Origin of the sequence: Streptomyces sp. NPDC046727, from assembly GCF_040645635.1 — a bacterium.
In the GTDB taxonomy this organism is placed as follows: Bacteria; Actinomycetota; Actinomycetes; order Streptomycetales; family Streptomycetaceae; genus Streptomyces.
In genome coordinates this window covers 21920-38669 of the sequence record NZ_JBEYYR010000053.1, presented here as the reverse complement: position 1 = coordinate 38669, position 16750 = coordinate 21920, and the positions used below count along the sequence as shown (strand labels likewise).

The following is a 16750-nucleotide window of genomic DNA, read 5'->3' as shown; positions in this document are numbered from 1 at the left end:
GCATCTCCGGGGGGCGTCCGGCCGTGCGCCGTGCTGTGCGGCCGTGCCGTCCGGACCGGGCCGTCAGTCCCAGAGCGGGTAGGTCATGACCGGCTTGAAGCCGTCCGGACGGGCGCCCGGGTAGATGAGGCTCATCCGGCTGTAGCGCTGGAATTCCGGATGCTTCTTCCAGGTCTTCTGGCCGTCGAGCCGGACGGTCACCGGGTACGCGTGGAAGCTGCCGGCCGCGCAGTACGGCTTGCAGTCGTTGACCATGTTCACGCCGACGGCGGTCGCCCCGTGCGGACTCCACTTGTCCCAGTGGAGTCCGGTGAGGCGGCTGTTGCCGTCGCCGCAGGCCAGCATGAAGTCGTCGGGGCGGACGGTGCGATGCCACAGGCAGTCGACGAGGACGGGCTGCGACGCGGTGGTCCGGGGAGGCGCGGTGGCACTGGCCGGAGGGCTGGCCGTGGCCGTTGTCATGGCCGCTGTCAGCAGGGCCCCCGCCGCGAGGGTGACCGCCGTTCCCGTCACTGTTGCGCGCATGGTCGCTCCCGCCCGTCGTGCCGTGTCCGACCGCGTGCCCTCGACGCTACGACCGTCCCGCCGTTTGCACCAGTCGCGCAGGTCGGGCCGCGTGTCAGCCGTGGGAGACGGTCAGCCCGTGGAAGCCCACGCGGGCGCCGGCGGGGCCCTGGAGCCGAGCGGACCAGGATGCGTTCAGCATGGTGAACTCTGAACGCATCCTTGGGCGCTAGTGACCCGAGAAGCCAACGGTCTGAACCTGACACGTCGAGAGGGTCAGCAGGCGCCCTCGTCCTGCCACGGCCCCCACTCCGAGGCGCCGGGCGCCTCGTTCTGGGTCCACCACTTGGCCTTCCAGTTGTGCTTGTTGTACGAGACCTCGTTCCCGGCCGTGTACACCGACGAGGCGCTCCAGGCCGTCTTGCAGGAGGCCGGAGTCGGCGTCGGTGTCGGGGTGGGTGTGGTGGTGGGCGGGGTGACCCCGGCGAACTGCACCGAGTACCTGGCGAAGTCCCACGCGTTCTGGGTCACGCTGGAGCAGGTGCCCGACGTGCGGCCGCCGTTGTCGGCCGGGGTGCACTGCCGGTCGCGGTTCAGCGACCAGAACGTGAACCGGTCCATGTGGTGGCTCGTGGCGTAGTCGAGCACGGTCCGGAAGTCGGCCTGGGTGAAGTACTCGCCGGTGTCGCTGCGGCCGTTCATGCCGGAGAAGCCCTCGTGGGCGTAGGCGGTCGCCTCGTCCCAGCCGAAGGTGGACCGGAGGATCGCGTTGAAGTTGGTGAGCGCGCCGGTCTGGCTCGCCGCGCCGTTGAAGCCGCCGTCGAACGGCATGATGGAGAAGTTGTTCGGGGTGAATCCCTGCGACTTGGCCTCCAGCAGCATCTGCTTGCCGAACCAGCCGGTGCCGTCCGCCGTCCCGGCCGTGGTCACGGACACGTACAGCCCCGGGTTGTTCTGCTGGAGGATCTTCGCGGCGCCGATCTCGTTCTTGATGGCCGCGCTGTTCTCGTACTCCGGTTCTTCCAGGTCGAAGTCGATGGCGTGCAGCCCGTACTTGGTGATGACCTGCTGGTAGGCCGCCGCCGTGGACGCGGGGTCCGCGCAGGTCTGGCCGAGCTTGGTCCCGCCGTAGCCGCCGATGGAGACGGAGACGTCGCCGCCCTTGGCGCGGACGGTGTCGATCACCGACCGGACGGCGGTGTCCGAGGCGACCGGCGCCGTGCCGCCCCAGGTCGGGGTGCAGCCGCCGCCGTCGGGGGCGAGGACGAAGGCCAGCTGGAACGCCTTCAGGCCGGTGGCGTCCATGATGGCGGCCGGGTCCGGCGGGTCGTTGTCCAGCGGCATCAGATAGGGGGCGGCGGCGTACCAGCGGTTGCTGAGCGCGGTGGTCGCGCCCGAGGCGTTGCCCGCGACCAGCGCGGTGGTGCCGGCGGCGGCGAGGGTGACGGCCGCCGCCGCGCCCAGACATGCCCGAAGACGTCTCATGCGTGCCTCCAGAGGGTGGGGACCCCGGAACGGGGAGCCCCACCCTCTGGGAGCTGTTGCGGTCACGTCAATGAGTTGGACTAGACCAACTCACTCTTTGGACTAGACCATACGCTCTCTTTACTTCTCGTCGACCAGTCGCACGGTGAACCCGTGGCCCAGCGGCAGGCTCGGCGTGCTGACGGTCGTGACATGGGTGCCGGCGTTGTACGACCAAGCGGATTGCGGTAGTTGACGCCCGTCGAGCAGGACCCGCGCGGGTGCCGCGTCGCCGTGCACCGTGAACCGGTACGACCTGCTGTCCACCTTGCCCGCGTAGTCGCCCCTGCTCGCGCCGGCCGTCACGGTCGTGCCCCCGGCGTCGCCGCGCACCGACACCCGCTGGGTGGCCGCCGCGCCCTTGGCGAAGTCACGGGTCACGCCGTCGTCCTCGTACAGGGTGTAGTGGCTGGTGCCGTGCGCGGCCGGGTACAGGTCCCAGTCCAGCTCGTGCCGGTCGCGGGTCTGCCAACTCGTCGTCCCCTTCGGCCACATGGGTACGATCGCGCCCTCGCGCACGAACAGCGGAAGGGTGTCCAGCGGGGCGTGGTAGCCGTTGACCGTGGTCGGGCCCTGATAGGTGCGGCCGGTCCAGTAGTCGGTCCAGGTGCCCTTGGGCAGGTAGATGCCGTCGCGGGTGTCGGAGTTCTCGTACACCGGCGCGACCAGGAAGTCCGGGCCGGACAGGAACTCGTACTTCGCCTGTGTGCCCAGCGTGTTCGGGTCGTCCGGGTACTCCAGCCACAGCGGACGCACCGCGCCCACGCCGGTCTTCGCCGCCTGGGCGGACAGCGTGTACATGTACGGCAGCAGCCGCTCCTTCAGCTGCAGGTACTTGCGGTTGACCGAGGTGTACGGCTCGCCGTCCCGCCACGGCTGCTGGTCGGCGGGCTTGCCCGTGGTGATGTCGCTCGCCCAGCCGTCCATGGTCATGATGGCCGGCAGGAACGCCTTCCACTGCAGGTCCCGGGCGTACATCTTGGCGTCGTGGCGGTAGATGCTGCCCACGTCGCCGGTGTTGTAGGCGATGCCGGACATCGTCGCCCCGGCGTACGTCGGGATCTGCCAGCGGATGTAGTCCCAGGACAGCTTCTGGTCGCCGCTCCACAGCACCCCGCAGCGCTGGGCGCCCGCCCAGGACACCGGCAGCCAGACGAAGCCGCGCGCGTCGCTGTTGTCCTCGATTCCCTTCTTCGCCGCGTCGCAGGCGTCCAGCGCGAATCTGTAGCCGTTGCCCACCCAGGCCACGTCCAGTTTGGCCACCCGCTGGCCCGCCTTGACCTGGTCGGCGAGCTTGTCGATGCCGTCCTGGGTCCACAGGCCGAGCTGGGCGTGGTGGTCCTGGAGGCCCTTGGCGGTCTGCTCCAGGTTCTCGTACCCGCAGCCGTAGCCGTCGTTCACCAGCATCCAGCCGAGCGGCATCTGGTGCTCGGTGTACCCGTCGGCGATCTTCAGCGCGTCCAGCGTGTGCCGCTCGCCCCGGTTGGCGTTGTGCAGATAGCAGTCGGAGTCGCCCGGTTCGAGGCCGTACACCGGGGGCATGAACGGCTTGCCCACCAGCTGGGTGTACTTGCCGATGACCTGCTTGGCGTCACCCAGGAAGTAGTAGGCGTCCAGGCGTCGTTCCTGCTGCCCGGTCGTCACCGGCGAGCCGAAGGTGTACACGCCCGGCGCGAAGGTGTTGCGGAAGACGCCGTAGCCCGCGCTGGAGAGGTAGAACGGCTGGGAGTTGTTGTAGCCGCCCTCGTTCCAGTCGAAGCTGTTCGCGACGTACATGGTCCGATCGCGGTGCGAGAGACCGCCGTTCTGCTCGCCGCCGCCGAAGAACTGCTCGTCCGCGCCGCGCACGAGGCTCTGCCGCATGCCGCCGGTCGACCAGCGCAGCGGCTTGTCCTCCTGCCAGATCCGGGTGCGGTTGTCGGCCTTGTACAGCCCGAACCGCAGCGGCTTCTTGTACACGCGCAGCACGGCCTCGGGGGACCGGATGCCGTAGTAGTCGCCCGCGTCGAAGGACGAGGTGTGCCGCTGGAGCGCGGGCCGGCTGCGCACGATGGCGGTACCGGCCGGGTCGCTCAGGGAACCGGACGGGTCGGCCTGGAGTCGCAGCTGACCACCGGTCAGGAAGTCCGCCCGGGCGGTGAGCCGGCCGGCCTCGAAGGTGTAGCTGCCGTCGCCGCCCGAGAAGGACGTGAGATCACCGGCGTCCGTGGTCGCGGGCAGATAGGCGGTGCCGGTGAAGGAGTTGTCGTGCACGTCGTACGGCACGACGAGCACGTGGTACGTCCCCGAGGCCCGCGGGATCACCGTGGCCTCGGGGTCGGCGGTCCCCGCGCTGGACGCCACCTGCTTGCCGTGGTCGTCGTAGACGTACAGGTCGAAGTCGTCCGAGGGGTGCTGCCAGGTGATCGACAGCGGGACGCCGCCCTCGGGGTTGTCGTCCCAGTAGCCGTCCGGTACCGAGACGGTCAGGTCGAAGCGGTCGCAGACCTTGTTGTCGGGGTCGGCGGCGGCGTCGGGGCACTTCTCGGGGCCGCCGCCGGTGCCCTTGGCGTAGACCGGGCTCTGCCGGCTGACGCTGCTGTGGGCGGGGTCCAGTACGGCGCCTGCCGCGGTGGCGGCGGCCCGGGCCGGGGCCGGGGCGGCGAGCGCGGTCCCGGCCAGGACGCTCGCCAGCGCCAGCGGTATCCAGGCCGGCCACGGCACACGGTGGCGTGGTCTTCGTGGTCTTTGCACGGCGGAACAGCTCCCCTCGCACCCTTGCGGACTGACTGTTCTTGCGACTGAGCTGCCCGGTGATGCTCGGAACCGCTTGAAATGAGCGTCAATCGAGCAACTTCACGCACGAAGCCTCGGGGTTGACGCAGGTTCATGTCAATACCGCCGCCGGTGGCGGCCCGGTCAGTCCGCGCCGGGCGTCTGGAGCATGGCCAGGGTCAGCACGGTGCCGCCGATGCCCCAGCCGCCGTCGGTCACCTCCTCGACCAGGACCATCGTGTTCGCACGGGCACGCTCGCCGTAGATCTCGACGTACAGCTCCGTGGCGCGGGTGACGATCAGCTGCTTCTGCCGCTCGTCGAGGCTGCCCGCGGGGACCTTGAAGTTCGCGAAAGGCATGACGTTTCTCCTGGGTCGAGTGGGGGTCGGCGGGAACTGGCTCCAGCGGTTTCGGCGCGCTCAGACGATGCCGCCGTTGGCGCGGACCACCTGGCCGTTGACCCAGTGGCCGGCCGGGGAGGCGAGGAACGCCACCACCTCGGCGATGTCGGCGGGCGTGCCGAGGCGCTCCAGCGGCGGCTGGGCGGCCAGCCGCGCGACGGTCTCCTCGTCCTTGCCGTCCAGGAACATGTCGGTGGCCGTGGGTCCGGGCGCGACGGCGTTCACGGTGACGTCCCGGCCGCGCATCTCGCGCGCCAGCACCAGGGTCAGCGCCTCGACCGCGCCCTTGCTCGCGCTGTAGGCGCCGTACCCGGGGAACGCCAGGCCCACCACGGACGTCGAGAACGTGATGAGCGCCCCGCCGCGGCGCAGCGTGCGGGCGGCCTCCCGGGCCACCACGAAGGTGCCGCGGACGTTGACGCGGTGCAGCGCGTCCAGTTCCGCGAGGTCCAGCTCGGCCACCGGTGCCAGGTACATCCGGCCCGCCGTGTGGACGACGACGTCGACTCCGCCGAACTCGGCCGCGGCGGCCTCGAACAACGCGGCGACCTGCTGTTCGTCGGCCACGTCGGCACGGACGGCGATCGCGCTGCCGCCTGCCGCGGTGACGTCCTCGACGGCGGCCCCGGCGAGTTCACGGTTGCCCGCGTAGCCGACCACCACGGCGAAACCGTCGGCGGCGAGCCGCGTCACCGTCTCGCGGCCGATACCGCGCGAACCACCGGTGACGACGGCGACACGCGGCCGGGCGGGGGTCTCCCGAGCGGACGGCTGTGCGGTGCCGTTGTCCTGAGCGGGCATGGCGGACTCCTGCGGAAGAGCCGGACGATCAGTGCCCTCACAGCCTGCGGCGGGCGCCCGGCGGTAACCACGGCTGTCCTCACCCTGGGGTCGGCAACCCCTGGCTCCGGGCGCGCGCAGGCGTGACCATGGAGGGCGTGAACCATTCCGAGCTGGCCGCATTCCTGAAGTCCCGACGCGACCGGGTCCGCCCCGCCGACGCCGGCCTGCCCGTCGGGCCCCGCCGCCGGGTGCCGGGCCTCAGGCGCGAGGAGGTCGCCCAGCTCGCCGGGCTGTCCGCCGACTACTACACGGAGCTGGAGCGCGGCCGTGGCGCCCAGCCGTCCGCGCAGGTGCTGGCCGCACTCGCCCGCGCGCTCCGGCTGAGCGGCGACGAACGCGACCACCTCTTCCACCTCGCCGACCGCCCGCTCCCGGCCGCCGCGCACGGCGCCACCGCGCACGCCCAGCCCGCCCTGCTCGGCCTGCTGGACCGGCTCACCACCACCCCCGCCCGGGTCATCACCGACCTGCACGAAACCCTCGTGCAGAACCCCCTCGCCGTCGCCCTCCTCGGCCCGGCACCGGTCGGACGCGGGCTCGAAGCGAGCTTCGCCTACCGCTGGTTCACCGACCCCGCCGCCCGGGCGCTGCACCCGGCCGAGGACCACCCGCACCACTCCCGGGTGTTTACCGCCGACCTCCGGGCCGTCGCCGCCCGGCGCGCCAAGGACCCCGACGTCACCCGGCTGGTGACCGCGCTGCTCCGGCGCAGCGAGGAGTTCACCGCGCTCTGGGAGCAGCGGGACGTGGCCCTGCGCCGCACCGACCACAAGCGGATCGTCCACCCTTCGCTCGGCGTCATCGAACTGGACTGCCACAACCTGTTCAGCGAGGACGGCCGGCAGCGTCTCCTGTGGTTCAGCGCCCCGCCCGGCACCGAGGGGGCCGCCCAGCTGGAACTGCTGTCGGTGATCGGCACCCAGGACATGCAGCCGGACACAGGTCGCCTGGGGCACCCTTGACAGGGTGCGAGCTGTTTCGCGAGGTTTGAGCCTTGTCCTACGGTTCGGGACGCGCCCGGCGCGTCATGGGGGGAGGCCGATGTGGAGATCACCGTCCACAGACCCGGTGAGCTGACGGCCGGGCTGCGCGGGGCCTGGCACCGCGCGATGGACGAGTCGCCCGAGTACGCGAACCCCTTCCTGGCACCGGAGTTCGCGATCGGGGTCGGCCGCTTCCGGCCCGGGGTGCGGGTGGCGGTCCTCCGGGAGGGCGGGGAACCGGTGGGCTTCCTCCCCTACGAGCGGGGGCCGCTCGGCACCGGCCGGGCCGTCGGGCTGGGCCTGTCCGACTGCCAGGCCCTGGTGCACCGGCCCGGGGTCACCTGGGACACACAGGAGCTGCTGCGGGCCTGCGGGCTCGGCATCTTCGAGTTCGACCATCTGGTGCGGGAGCAGCGGCCGTTCGAGCCCCATGTCACCGGCACCTTCGCGTCCCCGGTGATCGATGTGAAACCGGGCGACGGGACGTACCCGGAGTGGCTGCGCGGCACCTACCCGGGGCTGGCCAAGACGACCCTGAAGAAGGAGCGCCGGCTCGGCCGGGACGTCGGCGAGGTGCGGTTCGCGTTCGACGAGCGCGATCCGCGGGTGCTGCGCACCCTCATGCGCTGGAAGTCCGCGCAGTACCGCAGGACCGGCCGCATGGACCGGTTCTCCCGGCCGTGGATCGTCGGCCTGGTCGACCACCTCTTCGGCGCCCGAGAGGAGCACCTCACCGGAGTGCTGTCCGTGCTCTACGCGGGCGACCGCCCGGTCGCGGCCCACTTCGGCCCCCGGTCGAGCACGGTCCTGGCGGCCTGGTTCACCGCCTACGACCCCGGACTGGCCGCCTACTCGCCGGGTCTGATGATGCACCTGCGGACCGCCGAGGCCGCCGCCCGGCACGGGGTGACCCTGGTGGACCTCGGTCGCGGCGACAAGGAGTACAAGGACTGGCTGAAGACCCGGGAACTCCGGGTCGGCGAGGGCTTCGCCGCCCGCCCGCACCCGGTGGCCCTGGCCCGGCGCCTGTGGCGCCGCCCGGTGCGCGGCCTGCGGAACACGGTGCTGGCCCACCCACGGCTGCGCGAACCGGCCGACCGGCTGCTGCGGACGGTGGGCACGCTGCGGACGCGCGGGCAGGAGCCCGCCGCCACGGTCCGCGCCCGGCCGCCACGGTCGGCCTGAGCGCGGGCCAGGCGCGCTCCGCCCGGACCGGTGAGGTCCGGCCGGGGTGCGCTCTCGCGGCGCGATCCGCGGTGACCGACACCTCCTGCCCGGCCGTCGACGGTGACCGGGCCGGGCGCCGGCGTCCCGGCCGACGATCACGGACATCGCCCTCTCCCGCACGCTGAGCCGTACGCAGTGCCCGTGCCTCGAACGGCGTACTCCTGCTCGCGCGTCCGCCCCGCTGCGGGTCGGCTGGCAGGCAGGGGGACCGGATCGGCCAGGAGGCACGGTGGCGGAAGGCAGCGCGCACGGGGACGACCGTAGGGAACGGTCCGACATGCAGGAACTGCGGGCCCGCGTGGCCGCCCTCGAAGGCGCGCGGGCCCGGCCCGCCCGGCACCACGTCAGGTCCTTCGTCGCCGCCGTACTCATCGTCATCGGCTGCGTCCTCGCCCCGCTCTCGGTCGTCGCGGCATGGGCGGCGGACGAGTTGGACGACACCGATCGCTACGTGGCCACGGTCGCCCCGCTCGCCTCGAACCCCGATGTGCAGAACGCCGTCGCCGGCCGGGCCACCGACGCGCTCATGACCCGCATCGACCTGCCCTCGCTGCTCGCCGAGGCGGCCCCCCAGGACCGGCCCCGCCTGCGGAAGGCGCTGGGCGGCAGGCTGGGTGACTCGCTCGAAGGGGCCGTGCGCAGCTTCGTCCACGACAAGGCCCGGGCCGTCGTCGCGTCGGACGCCTTCAAGACCGTCTGGACCGAGGCCAACCGCAGGATCCACAGCTCTCTCGACAAGGCCCTCACCGGCAAGGGCGGCGGCGCGGTGCAGCTGCAGAACGACGCGGTCACCCTCGACATCGGCCCGGTCCTGGACCGGGTCAAACAGCGGCTCGTCGACTCCGGCATGACCGTGGCCGCGCGCATCCCCGCGGTGCACACCGACTTCACCCTGGTCCGATCCGACCAGGTCGGCAAGGTCAAGACGTACGTGCGGTTGCTCCAGCTCGCCGGCAACTGGCTGCCGGTGCTGGCCGTCCTGCTGGTCACCGCCGGCGTACTGCTCTCGGTCCGGCGCCGCCGGGCCCTGGTCGCGGGCGCCCTCGGCATCGCCGTCGCCACCGCGCTCCTCGGCATCGCACTGCGCGTGTTCCGCGCGATCTACCTGGACCGGCTGCCCGCCGATGTCTCCCCGGCCGCGGCCGGCGCCGTCTACGACGCGCTGACCCACTTCCTGCGGACCACCGTGCGGATGGTCGTGGCCCTCGGCGTCATCGTGGCGCTGGGTGCCTGGCTCACCGGTCCGGGCCGGTACGCCGGGCTCGTACGGGGACTGTGGACCTCGGGCATCGGCGCGGTCCGCGCCACCGCCGACCGCGCCGGCCTGCGCACCGGGCCGGTCGGTCCCTTCGTACGCCGCCGCCGCGCCTGGCTCACCTGGATCCTGGTCGTCGCGTCCCTGCTGGCCTACCTGCTGTGGCCGTACCCCACCGGCTGGGTGGTGGTCGGCATCGCCCTGTGCCTGCTGTTCCTGCTGGCGGTGGTGGAATTCCTGGCGGCGAGGGCACCTTCCTGATGCCCGGAGCGCACCGGCGGGGCCGTCAGTACCGTACGGCGGTGCCGACCTCGGCCTTCACCGTTCCGGACAGCTTGTGCGTGCTGCGCGCCGTGGCGGTGCCGGACCTGCCCGCCGGCACGTCGCGGACCGTCACCACGACCACGTCCCGCAGGTTCCCGCCGGAGCCACGGAAGTCGACCTGAACGGCGAAGGACTTCTCGGTGTCCGTGGTGTTGTGCGCCGTCACGGTGACGGTGCCGCGCCCCCTGTCGTCCGTACCCGTGGCACCGAGCTTCACGTCGTCCTTCGCGTCGACGCCGCCCCTGATCGAGTCCAGCCTGCGGCGGGCCTCCGCGGTGGCCGAGGCCAGGGCGTCGGCCGCCCGGGAGCCCACGGACGCGGCGGCGGAGGCCGCCTTGCTCGCGGTGTCCGAAGCGGTGCCGCCGCCGTCCCCGCACCCGCTCGCGCCGACGGCGAGAACCGCCGTCAGCACGGCGACCGCCGTACGACGTCCCACGCGTCCGGTCATGGTCCGGCCTCCTTGCTCGCGCCTTCTTCCTGCCGTACACGCCGGTCTGTCCGGTCAGGCCGCCGACGTGACCGGCCCCTCCGCCCAGATCGTCTTGCCGCGGTCCTCGTAACGGGTCCCCCAGCGCTGCGCGAACTCCGAGACCAGCAGCAGACCCCGGCCGCCCTCGTCGGTCGTCCGGGCGTGCCGCACGTGCGGAGCGGCGCTGCTGCCGTCGGAGACCTCGATGCTCAGCGTCCGGTCGCGGATCAGGCGCAGCTGCACCGGCGGCTCCGCGTACCGGATGGCGTTGGTGACCAGCTCGCTGACGATGAGCTCCGTGGCGAACGCCTCGTCGTCCATGGCCCAGGTGCTCAGCTGGCGTGCGGTCAGCGAGCGGGCGGTGGCGACGGCCGCCGGATCGGCGGGCAGCACCCAGGTGGCCACGCGCGCGGGACCGAGCGGACGGGTACGGGCCACCAGGACCGCCGCGTCGTGCGCGGGATCGGGCGGAACCAGCGCCTCCGTGAGCCGCAGGCAGAGGCCCTGCGGGGTCCGCCGGGCCTCGCACAGCAGGCGCGCGAGTTCGCGGTGCCCGGCGCCGCCGGTGAAGGCCTGCAGCAGCCCCGGGGTGAACAGCACCAGCCGGCTCCCTTCGGGCAGCTGCATCGTGGTCTTCGCGAAGGGCGGCCCGGGCCGGCCGAGGGGCGGACCGGCCGGTACGTCCGGGAAGGACACGACGCCGTCCGGGTCCACCACCGCCAGCTCCGCGGGGCCGGCCGCGGCCGCCGTGCACCGGCAGCTGACCGGGTCGTAGACCAGGTAGAGGCAGGTGGCGTCGACGGGGCTGTGGGGCGTCGGGGCGGCGGTCTCGGCGTCCATCTGGCGGACGAGGTCCTCCAGCCGTGCCATGACCTCGTCGGGGGCCAGATCCAGGGCGGCCAGGGTGTGCACGGCCGTACGCAGCCGCCCCATCGCGGCGGCCGTCCGCACACCGCGACCGGGCGTACTGCCCGCCACCAGAGCCACGCGGGCCCCCGGCAGGGCGATGACGTCGGTCCAGTCGCCGCCCGCACCGGAGTGCACCCAGTGGTGGGCCGCCTGCACCGCGTCGGCGGTGGGCAGGACCTGGGGCAGCAGACCACGTTGCAGCGAGAGCACCGCGTTGCGCTCCCGCGCGTAGCGGCGCGCGTTGTCCAGGGCCATCGCGGCGCGGGCGGCGATGTCCTGGGCCAGGAGGAGGTCGTCGTCGTCGAACGCGCCGCGGTCGCTCCACCGGTAGAGGGCGACGAGTCCCAGCGCGCCGTCGCGGACGAGGAGAGGGACCACCATCAGCGAGTGGACCCGCTCCGCCAGCATCCGTGGGCCACGGACCCGGTCGGCGCGCACCCACGCGCTGTTCGCGTCGACCACGGGCACCAGCCGGGGTCTGTGGTCGGTGAGGACCTTGGCCGCGGGCGCCGCGGCGGGGTAGCTGCTGTCCTCGCCGATCCCGTACGCGGCGCCCTGGGCGGCGTCGGCGTGGACGGACCGGGAGGCGGCGCGCCGCAGGTCCCAGCCCGCCCGGCCCGGCCCCTCCGGTACGTCCTCACCGGCCAGCACCGGCTCCAGGAGGTCCACCGCCACGCGGTCCGCCAGCCCGGGAACCACCACGTCGGCCAGTTCACGCGCGGTGCGCAGCATGTCGAGGGTGGTCCCGATCCGGGCACCGGCCTCGGCGGTCAGCGCGAGCCGCTCCTGGGCGCGGTGCCGTTCGGTCACGTCGACCACCACGTCGGCCACGCCGAGGATCCGGCCCTCGTCGTCCTCCAGCCGGAAGGCGGACGCCGAATAGACGTGCTCCCGGCCGGGGTCGCCGGGCGGACGGCCCCGCTTCTCGAAGGAGAGGACCGGCTGCCCGGTCCGGAGCACTTCCGTCATCACCCGCTCGGCCGCCTCGGCGCTGAAGCCGGGCCATACCTCGGTGGGCCGCAGCCCGAGTCCCTCGGTCACCCGGGTGCCCTGCATGCCTTCCGCCGTGGCGTTGTACCGCATCAGACGCAGCTGGGGGTCGAGGACGAACAGGCCGACCGGGGAGCGGGTGAACAGCGCCTTCACCAGCGCCCGGTCGACGGCGGCGCACGCCGCTTCCTCGCTGGGCACCGCCTCGACCCTCCAGCGCAGCACCCTCTCCGCGTCGTGCTCGGCACTCACCCGCACCCGGCAGCCGACGCGCCGCCCGTCCCGGTGGCGGAGCACGACATCGGACGCGTCCCGGCCCGCCGTGGCGTCCTCGACCACCAGATCTCTGGCCGCCCGGCCGAGCATCTGGTGCGCCGGGTAGCCCAGCAGGGCCTCGGCGGCCGGGTGCCACGCGACCACGACGCCCTCGTCATCGACCACGAAGGACGCCGTCCCCTGGCTGCTGCCTGTCGACTCAGTCATGATCACCGACCGTTCTCGCGCCGGCCCGGTGCGGCCGTATTCCCCAGTCTGACCAAGGCGGCTCCGGTCGCCACTCCGCTCCCCAGAACCTCGCCGTCCGAGCCAGGGGATCAGCCGTCGCCCCGTACCGCCCGCCCCACCTCCGTGCGCAGCGCCACGAAGGCGGGCAGGCCGCGGGTGGTGATCTGGTCGCGCTCGGCGGGCAGGCCGACCGGCAGGTCGCGGACGATCCGGGAGCCGGGCCCGGGGGAGAGGACGACGACGCGGTCTCCGACGTAGACGCTCTCGTCGATGTCGTGGGTGACGAACACGATGGTCGTGCCGTCGCCGCGGTGCACCTCCAGGAGCAGGTCCTCCAGATCCTCGCGGGTGCGGGCGTCCAGGGAGCCGAACGGCTCGTCCATGAGCAGCAGGGACGGCCGGCTGACGAGGGCGCGGGCGATGGCGACGCGCTGCTGCATACCGCCGGAGAGTTCCCGGGGCCGGCGGCGGGCGACGCCGGGCAGGCCGACCCGGTCCAGGATGGCCTCGGCCGCTTCCCGGCGGGCCGCCCGGCCGAGGCCCCGGCGGCGCAGCGGCAGGGCCACGTTGTCGCGGACGGTGAGCCAGGGCAGCAGCGAGCGGCCGTACTCCTGGAAGACCACCGCGAGCCGGTCGGGCACGCCGGTCACCGACGTCCCGTCGACCGTGACCGTGCCCTGCTGCGCGGGCAGCAGCCCGGCGATGGTGCGCAGCAGTGTGGACTTGCCGCAGCCGGACGGCCCGACCACGCACAGCAGCTGGCCGTCGGGCACGGTGAGGCTGATCCGGTCCAGGACCTGATGGTCGCCGAAGTGCCGGCTGACGGAGTCGAGGCGCAGCATCCCTCACCCGGCCCAGGGCTCGTAGAGGGTGCCGGCGCTGCCGGCGACCCGCAGGTGCAGCAGGAAGGGGCCCGCGTCGTCGCCCCGGCCCAGGGCGTGGTCCAGGGCGGCCGGCAGCTCGCCGGGGTGCTCGGCGCGGGCCGCCGGACAGCCGAAGGACTCGGCGAGGGCCGCGAAGTCGATGCCGCCGATGCCGGTGCCGGGCACGGGCGCGATGCCGATCCGGTGGCCCAGCGCGCGGACGGCCGCGTAGCCGCCGTTGTCGAGGAGCACGAAGGTGACCGGTGCCGCGTGCCGGGCCGCGCTCCACAGCGCCTGCACCGAGTACAGCGCCGATCCGTCACCGGCGACGCACACCACCCGGCGCCGGTCGGCGAGTGCCCGGCCGACCGCGAGCGGCAGGCCCCAGCCGAGGGCCCCGCTGCCGGTGGTGAGGAAGCCGCCGGCGAGGTCGACGGGCACGCGCGCGTGCAGGGCGTCGCGGTGGCTCGGGGCCTCCTCGACGAGGACCCGGTCGCGCGGCAGCCGGGCGCGCAGCAGGTCGAAGAACAGCTCCGGGGTGAGGTGGGCCGTGGCGGGGGCCGCCGGGGGTGCCGGGCGGGGCGGCGGCGGGTCCCGGTCCGCTTCGGCCAGCAGCTCCGCGAGCCGGCGCAGGGCGGGGCGCAGTGTGGTCACGATGCTGGTGCCCGTCGGCAGCCAGGCGGCCTGGCCCGGATCGCAGTCCAGATGGAACAGCTCGGTGCCCGGCGCCAGCGGCGGGCTCTCGTCCGCCACGTGGTAGACGAACACCGGGGTGCCGAGGGCGACCACCACGTCGTACGGGGCCAGCCGCGCCGCCAGCTGCCCGGCGACCGGGGGCAGGAACCCCTGGAACAGCGGATGGGACTCCGGGAACCCGGAGCGGCCGGACAGCGGGCTGATCCACACCCCGGCCCGGATCCGCTCGGCCAGGGTCCGCGCCAGAGCCAGCGCGTCCTCGTCGTCCACGCCGGGACCGACCACCAGCGCCGGGCGCGCGCAGGCGGCCAGCCGGGCGGCGAGGGCCGCGAGGGCCTCCGGGGCCGCCGTGAACGCCGTGTGCACCGCGCGCGGAACGACGGGCTCCGCCGGCCGGTCCCAGTCGTCCTCGGGCACCGACACGAACACCGGGCCGCGAGGAGGCGTCATCGCGATCCGGTACGCCTCCGCGAGCACGGCCGGCACGTCCGCGGCCCGCTCCGGCTGGCGGGCGGACTTCACGTACGGGCGCGGGAACAGCGCCGGCTCGTCGGCGCCCAGGAAGGGCCGCAGCTGGACGAGCGAGCGTGCCTGCTGGCCGGCCACGATCACCAGCGGCACCCGGTCCCGGAAGGCGTTGAACACCGCGCCGAGCGCATGCCCCACTCCGCCGGCCGAGTGCAGACTCACGAAGGCCGCGCGCCGGGTGCCGAGCGCGTGACCCGCGGCCATGCCGACCGCGACGGACTCCTGCAGGCCCAGCACATAGGCGAAGTCCTCCGGCCAGTCCCGGAACATCCGCAGTTCCGTGGAGCCGGGATTGCCGAACACCGTGGTCATGCCGGTGTCCCGCAGGAACCTTACGACCGCCTCCCGCACCGTGACCGTCATGCCGCCCTCCCTCGGCCGACCAGCCGTCTCTCGGCCGCCAGCAGGCCCGTGTTGAGGAGATACCCGAGCGCACCGAGCAGCAGCAGCGCCGCCCATACGGTGAGCAGGTCCGAGCGGGTCTGGGCGTCGGTGAGAGCGAAGCCGATGCCGTTGTCGCTGCCCGGCAGCAGCTCCGAGAAGACCATGAGGATCAGGGACAGCGACAGGCTCAGCCGGAGCCCCGCGAAGATCCGGGGCAGCGCCGACGGCAGGATCAGGAACCACAGCCGTTCGGGCGCGGTCAGCCGCAGCACCGCGGCCACCTCCAGCCGCAGCGGATCCGTGGCGCGGGCGCCCTCCGCCGTGTTGACCAGCACCGGCCACACCGCGCTGAACACGATCGACGCCACCTGCATCGGCGTACCGAAGTCGAAGACGACCACGAACACCGGCACCAGCGCGGGCGGCGGCACGGCCCGCGCGAACTGCAGCACCGGGTTGCACAGCGCGTACGCCCGCCGGGAGCGGCCCACGGCGATCCCGAGGGCGGTCCCGGCCACGGCGGCCAGCCCGAACCCGGCCGCCATCCGGCCCAGGCTCGGCAGGATCGTGTCGACGGCCGCCCCGGTGAGGAACAGATGGCCGACGGGCCCGGAGAACCACAGGTCGTACGCGTGCCGGGCGATGCGCAGCGGCGGCGGGGCGTACACGCTGCCGCGCGCCCGCGCGCCCGCCTCCCAGAGGCCGACGGCGAGCAGCAGCACCGACCAGCGCAGCAGGAAGGGCACGGCGGCCGGACCGCGACCCGCCTCCGCGCTCATACCCGCTCCTCCTGCCGTCCCCGTGCCGACTGCCCATCGACGTCGGGACGTTCATGGGCCCAGGCGAACAACCGCCGTTCCGCGCCCACCAGTACGCCGTTGATCACCAGCCCCAGGGCCCCCGCCCACACCACCCCCGCCAGCACGTCCCGGGTGCCGTCCGTCGCCGTCTGCGCCTGGGCGATGAAGATGCCGAGCCCCTCGCCGAACCCGGAGAGCAACTCGGTGGCGACGGCCAGGATCAGGGCGACCGCGGCGGAGATCCGCACCCCGGCGGCGATGAACGGGGCGGTGCCCGGCAGCTCCACCCGCAGCAGCACCGCGAGCCGGCCGAAGCCGAAGGCGCGCAGGGTGTCCTTGGCCAGCGGATCGGTCTCGCCGAGGCCGTAGACGGTGTTGAACAGCACCGGCCACAGGCACGCGTACGCGATCAGCGTCACCTCCGTCCCGGTGCCCGACCCGAGCAGCAGCGACACCAGCGGGATCAGCGCCACGGACGGCAGGGGCCGCAGGAACTCGACGATCGCGCGGACGGCGGCCTCGACGACCGGCACCGCGCCCAGCAGCAGCCCGAGCGGTACGGCGATCAGACAGGCCAGGCCGAGGCCCAGCGCCCACGCCCGCAGCGTGACTCCGACGCCGTCCAGGAAGGCCCGGTCGCCCGCCAGCCGCACGGCCCGGACGAGGACTTCGGAGGCGGGCGGCAGGTAGCTCTGCCGGACGATCCGGGCGCGGGCGACCGCCTCACAGACGCCGAACGCCAGCAGCGCGCCCAGAAGTCCCAGCAGGAGTTCCTGACGTCGTGTCATCGA

General features: G+C 73.4%; 13 protein-coding genes and 1 pseudogene. 3 read left to right on the top strand and 11 right to left on the bottom strand.

Annotated features, from left to right (window positions below):
• Positions 1-63: 63 nt before the first annotated feature.
• The 5 genes and pseudogenes from ABZ937_RS39740 to ABZ937_RS39720 form a co-directional block, all read right to left on the bottom strand.
• Positions 64-525 (bottom strand): hypothetical protein, encoded by a 462-nt coding sequence (locus tag ABZ937_RS39740; protein ID WP_361699724.1) that lies wholly within the window; start codon positions 523-525, stop codon positions 64-66.
• A gap of 255 nt (positions 526-780) precedes the next feature.
• Positions 781-1989 (bottom strand): carbohydrate-binding protein, encoded by a 1209-nt coding sequence (locus ABZ937_RS39735; RefSeq protein WP_361699722.1) that lies wholly within the window; start codon positions 1987-1989, stop codon positions 781-783.
• A gap of 222 nt (positions 1990-2211) precedes the next feature.
• A pseudogene (locus ABZ937_RS39730) lies at positions 2212-4248 on the bottom strand (TIM-barrel domain-containing protein); the annotation flags it as partial.
• 678 nt (positions 4249-4926) lie between these two features.
• Positions 4927-5142 (bottom strand): 4-oxalocrotonate tautomerase family protein, encoded by a 216-nt coding sequence (locus tag ABZ937_RS39725; RefSeq protein ID WP_361699720.1) that lies wholly within the window; start codon positions 5140-5142, stop codon positions 4927-4929.
• A 60-nt stretch (positions 5143-5202) separates the two neighbouring features.
• Positions 5203-5985 (bottom strand): SDR family oxidoreductase, encoded by a 783-nt coding sequence (locus tag ABZ937_RS39720; protein ID WP_361699718.1) that lies wholly within the window; start codon positions 5983-5985, stop codon positions 5203-5205.
• Between the two features lie 137 nt (positions 5986-6122).
• Between ABZ937_RS39720 and ABZ937_RS39715 the strand changes: the two genes are divergently transcribed.
• The 3 genes from ABZ937_RS39715 to ABZ937_RS39705 all read left to right on the top strand — a co-directional run bounded on the left by ABZ937_RS39715 (position 6123) and on the right by ABZ937_RS39705 (position 9753).
• Positions 6123-6989, top strand: coding sequence for a helix-turn-helix transcriptional regulator (locus ABZ937_RS39715; protein ID WP_361699716.1), 867 nt, complete (start codon positions 6123-6125; stop codon positions 6987-6989).
• A gap of 81 nt (positions 6990-7070) precedes the next feature.
• Positions 7071-8195, top strand: coding sequence for a GNAT family N-acetyltransferase (locus ABZ937_RS39710; RefSeq protein WP_361699714.1), 1125 nt, complete (start codon positions 7071-7073; stop codon positions 8193-8195).
• A gap of 319 nt (positions 8196-8514) precedes the next feature.
• Positions 8515-9753, top strand: coding sequence for a hypothetical protein (locus ABZ937_RS39705; RefSeq protein ID WP_361699744.1), 1239 nt, complete (start codon positions 8515-8517; stop codon positions 9751-9753).
• Between the two features lie 25 nt (positions 9754-9778).
• Here the strand turns inward: ABZ937_RS39705 and ABZ937_RS39700 are convergent, their stop codons facing one another.
• The 6 genes from ABZ937_RS39700 to ABZ937_RS39675 form a co-directional block, all read right to left on the bottom strand.
• Positions 9779-10264 carry a hypothetical protein gene (locus tag ABZ937_RS39700; protein ID WP_361699712.1) on the bottom strand — a complete coding sequence of 162 codons (486 nt, stop codon included), beginning with the start codon at positions 10262-10264 and terminating at the stop codon, positions 9779-9781.
• Between the two features lie 54 nt (positions 10265-10318).
• A complete protein-coding gene (locus tag ABZ937_RS39695; RefSeq protein WP_361699710.1) occupies positions 10319-12667 on the bottom strand; it encodes a SpoIIE family protein phosphatase in 2349 nt (782 codons plus the stop codon).
• Positions 12668-12777: 110 nt separating this feature from the next.
• On the bottom strand, positions 12778-13530 hold the full coding sequence (locus tag ABZ937_RS39690) for an ABC transporter ATP-binding protein (protein WP_361699708.1): 753 nt from the start codon (positions 13528-13530) through the stop codon (positions 12778-12780).
• A gap of 3 nt (positions 13531-13533) precedes the next feature.
• Positions 13534-15138, bottom strand: a complete 1605-nt coding sequence (gene mdlC / locus ABZ937_RS39685) for a benzoylformate decarboxylase (protein ID WP_361699706.1) — start codon at positions 15136-15138, stop codon at positions 13534-13536.
• Entirely contained in the window at positions 15135-15938 is an 804-nt protein-coding gene (locus ABZ937_RS39680) for an ABC transporter permease subunit (protein WP_361699704.1), read from the bottom strand. The genes mdlC and ABZ937_RS39680 overlap by 4 nt, the downstream gene beginning before the upstream one ends.
• Positions 15935-16747: an ABC transporter permease gene (locus ABZ937_RS39675; RefSeq protein WP_361699702.1), complete on the bottom strand. Its 813-nt coding sequence runs from the start codon at positions 16745-16747 to the stop codon at positions 15935-15937. Before ABZ937_RS39675 ends, ABZ937_RS39680 begins: the two co-directional genes overlap by 4 nt.
• Positions 16748-16750: the final 3 nt, after the last annotated feature.

What these genes read in the sequence shown, in the direction of transcription:
- ABZ937_RS39690 (WP_361699708.1), bottom strand. Translation starts at nt 13,530, where the DNA reads ATGCTGCGCCTCGACTCCGTCAGCCGGCACTTCGGCGACCATCAGGTC.
- ABZ937_RS39680 (WP_361699704.1), bottom strand. Translation starts at nt 15,938, where the DNA reads ATGAGCGCGGAGGCGGGTCGCGGTCCGGCCGCCGTGCCCTTCCTGCTG.
- ABZ937_RS39735 (WP_361699722.1), bottom strand. Translation starts at nt 1,989, where the DNA reads ATGAGACGTCTTCGGGCATGTCTGGGCGCGGCGGCGGCCGTCACCCTC.
- ABZ937_RS39675 (WP_361699702.1), bottom strand. Translation starts at nt 16,747, where the DNA reads ATGACACGACGTCAGGAACTCCTGCTGGGACTTCTGGGCGCGCTGCTG.
- ABZ937_RS39695 (WP_361699710.1), bottom strand. Translation starts at nt 12,667, where the DNA reads ATGACTGAGTCGACAGGCAGCAGCCAGGGGACGGCGTCCTTCGTGGTC.
- ABZ937_RS39740 (WP_361699724.1), bottom strand. Translation starts at nt 525, where the DNA reads ATGCGCGCAACAGTGACGGGAACGGCGGTCACCCTCGCGGCGGGGGCC.
- ABZ937_RS39720 (WP_361699718.1), bottom strand. Translation starts at nt 5,985, where the DNA reads ATGCCCGCTCAGGACAACGGCACCGCACAGCCGTCCGCTCGGGAGACC.
- ABZ937_RS39725 (WP_361699720.1), bottom strand. Translation starts at nt 5,142, where the DNA reads ATGCCTTTCGCGAACTTCAAGGTCCCCGCGGGCAGCCTCGACGAGCGG.
- mdlC (WP_361699706.1), bottom strand. Translation starts at nt 15,138, where the DNA reads ATGACGGTCACGGTGCGGGAGGCGGTCGTAAGGTTCCTGCGGGACACC.
- ABZ937_RS39700 (WP_361699712.1), bottom strand. Translation starts at nt 10,264, where the DNA reads ATGACCGGACGCGTGGGACGTCGTACGGCGGTCGCCGTGCTGACGGCG.
- ABZ937_RS39705 (WP_361699744.1), top strand. Translation starts at nt 8,515, where the DNA reads ATGCAGGAACTGCGGGCCCGCGTGGCCGCCCTCGAAGGCGCGCGGGCC.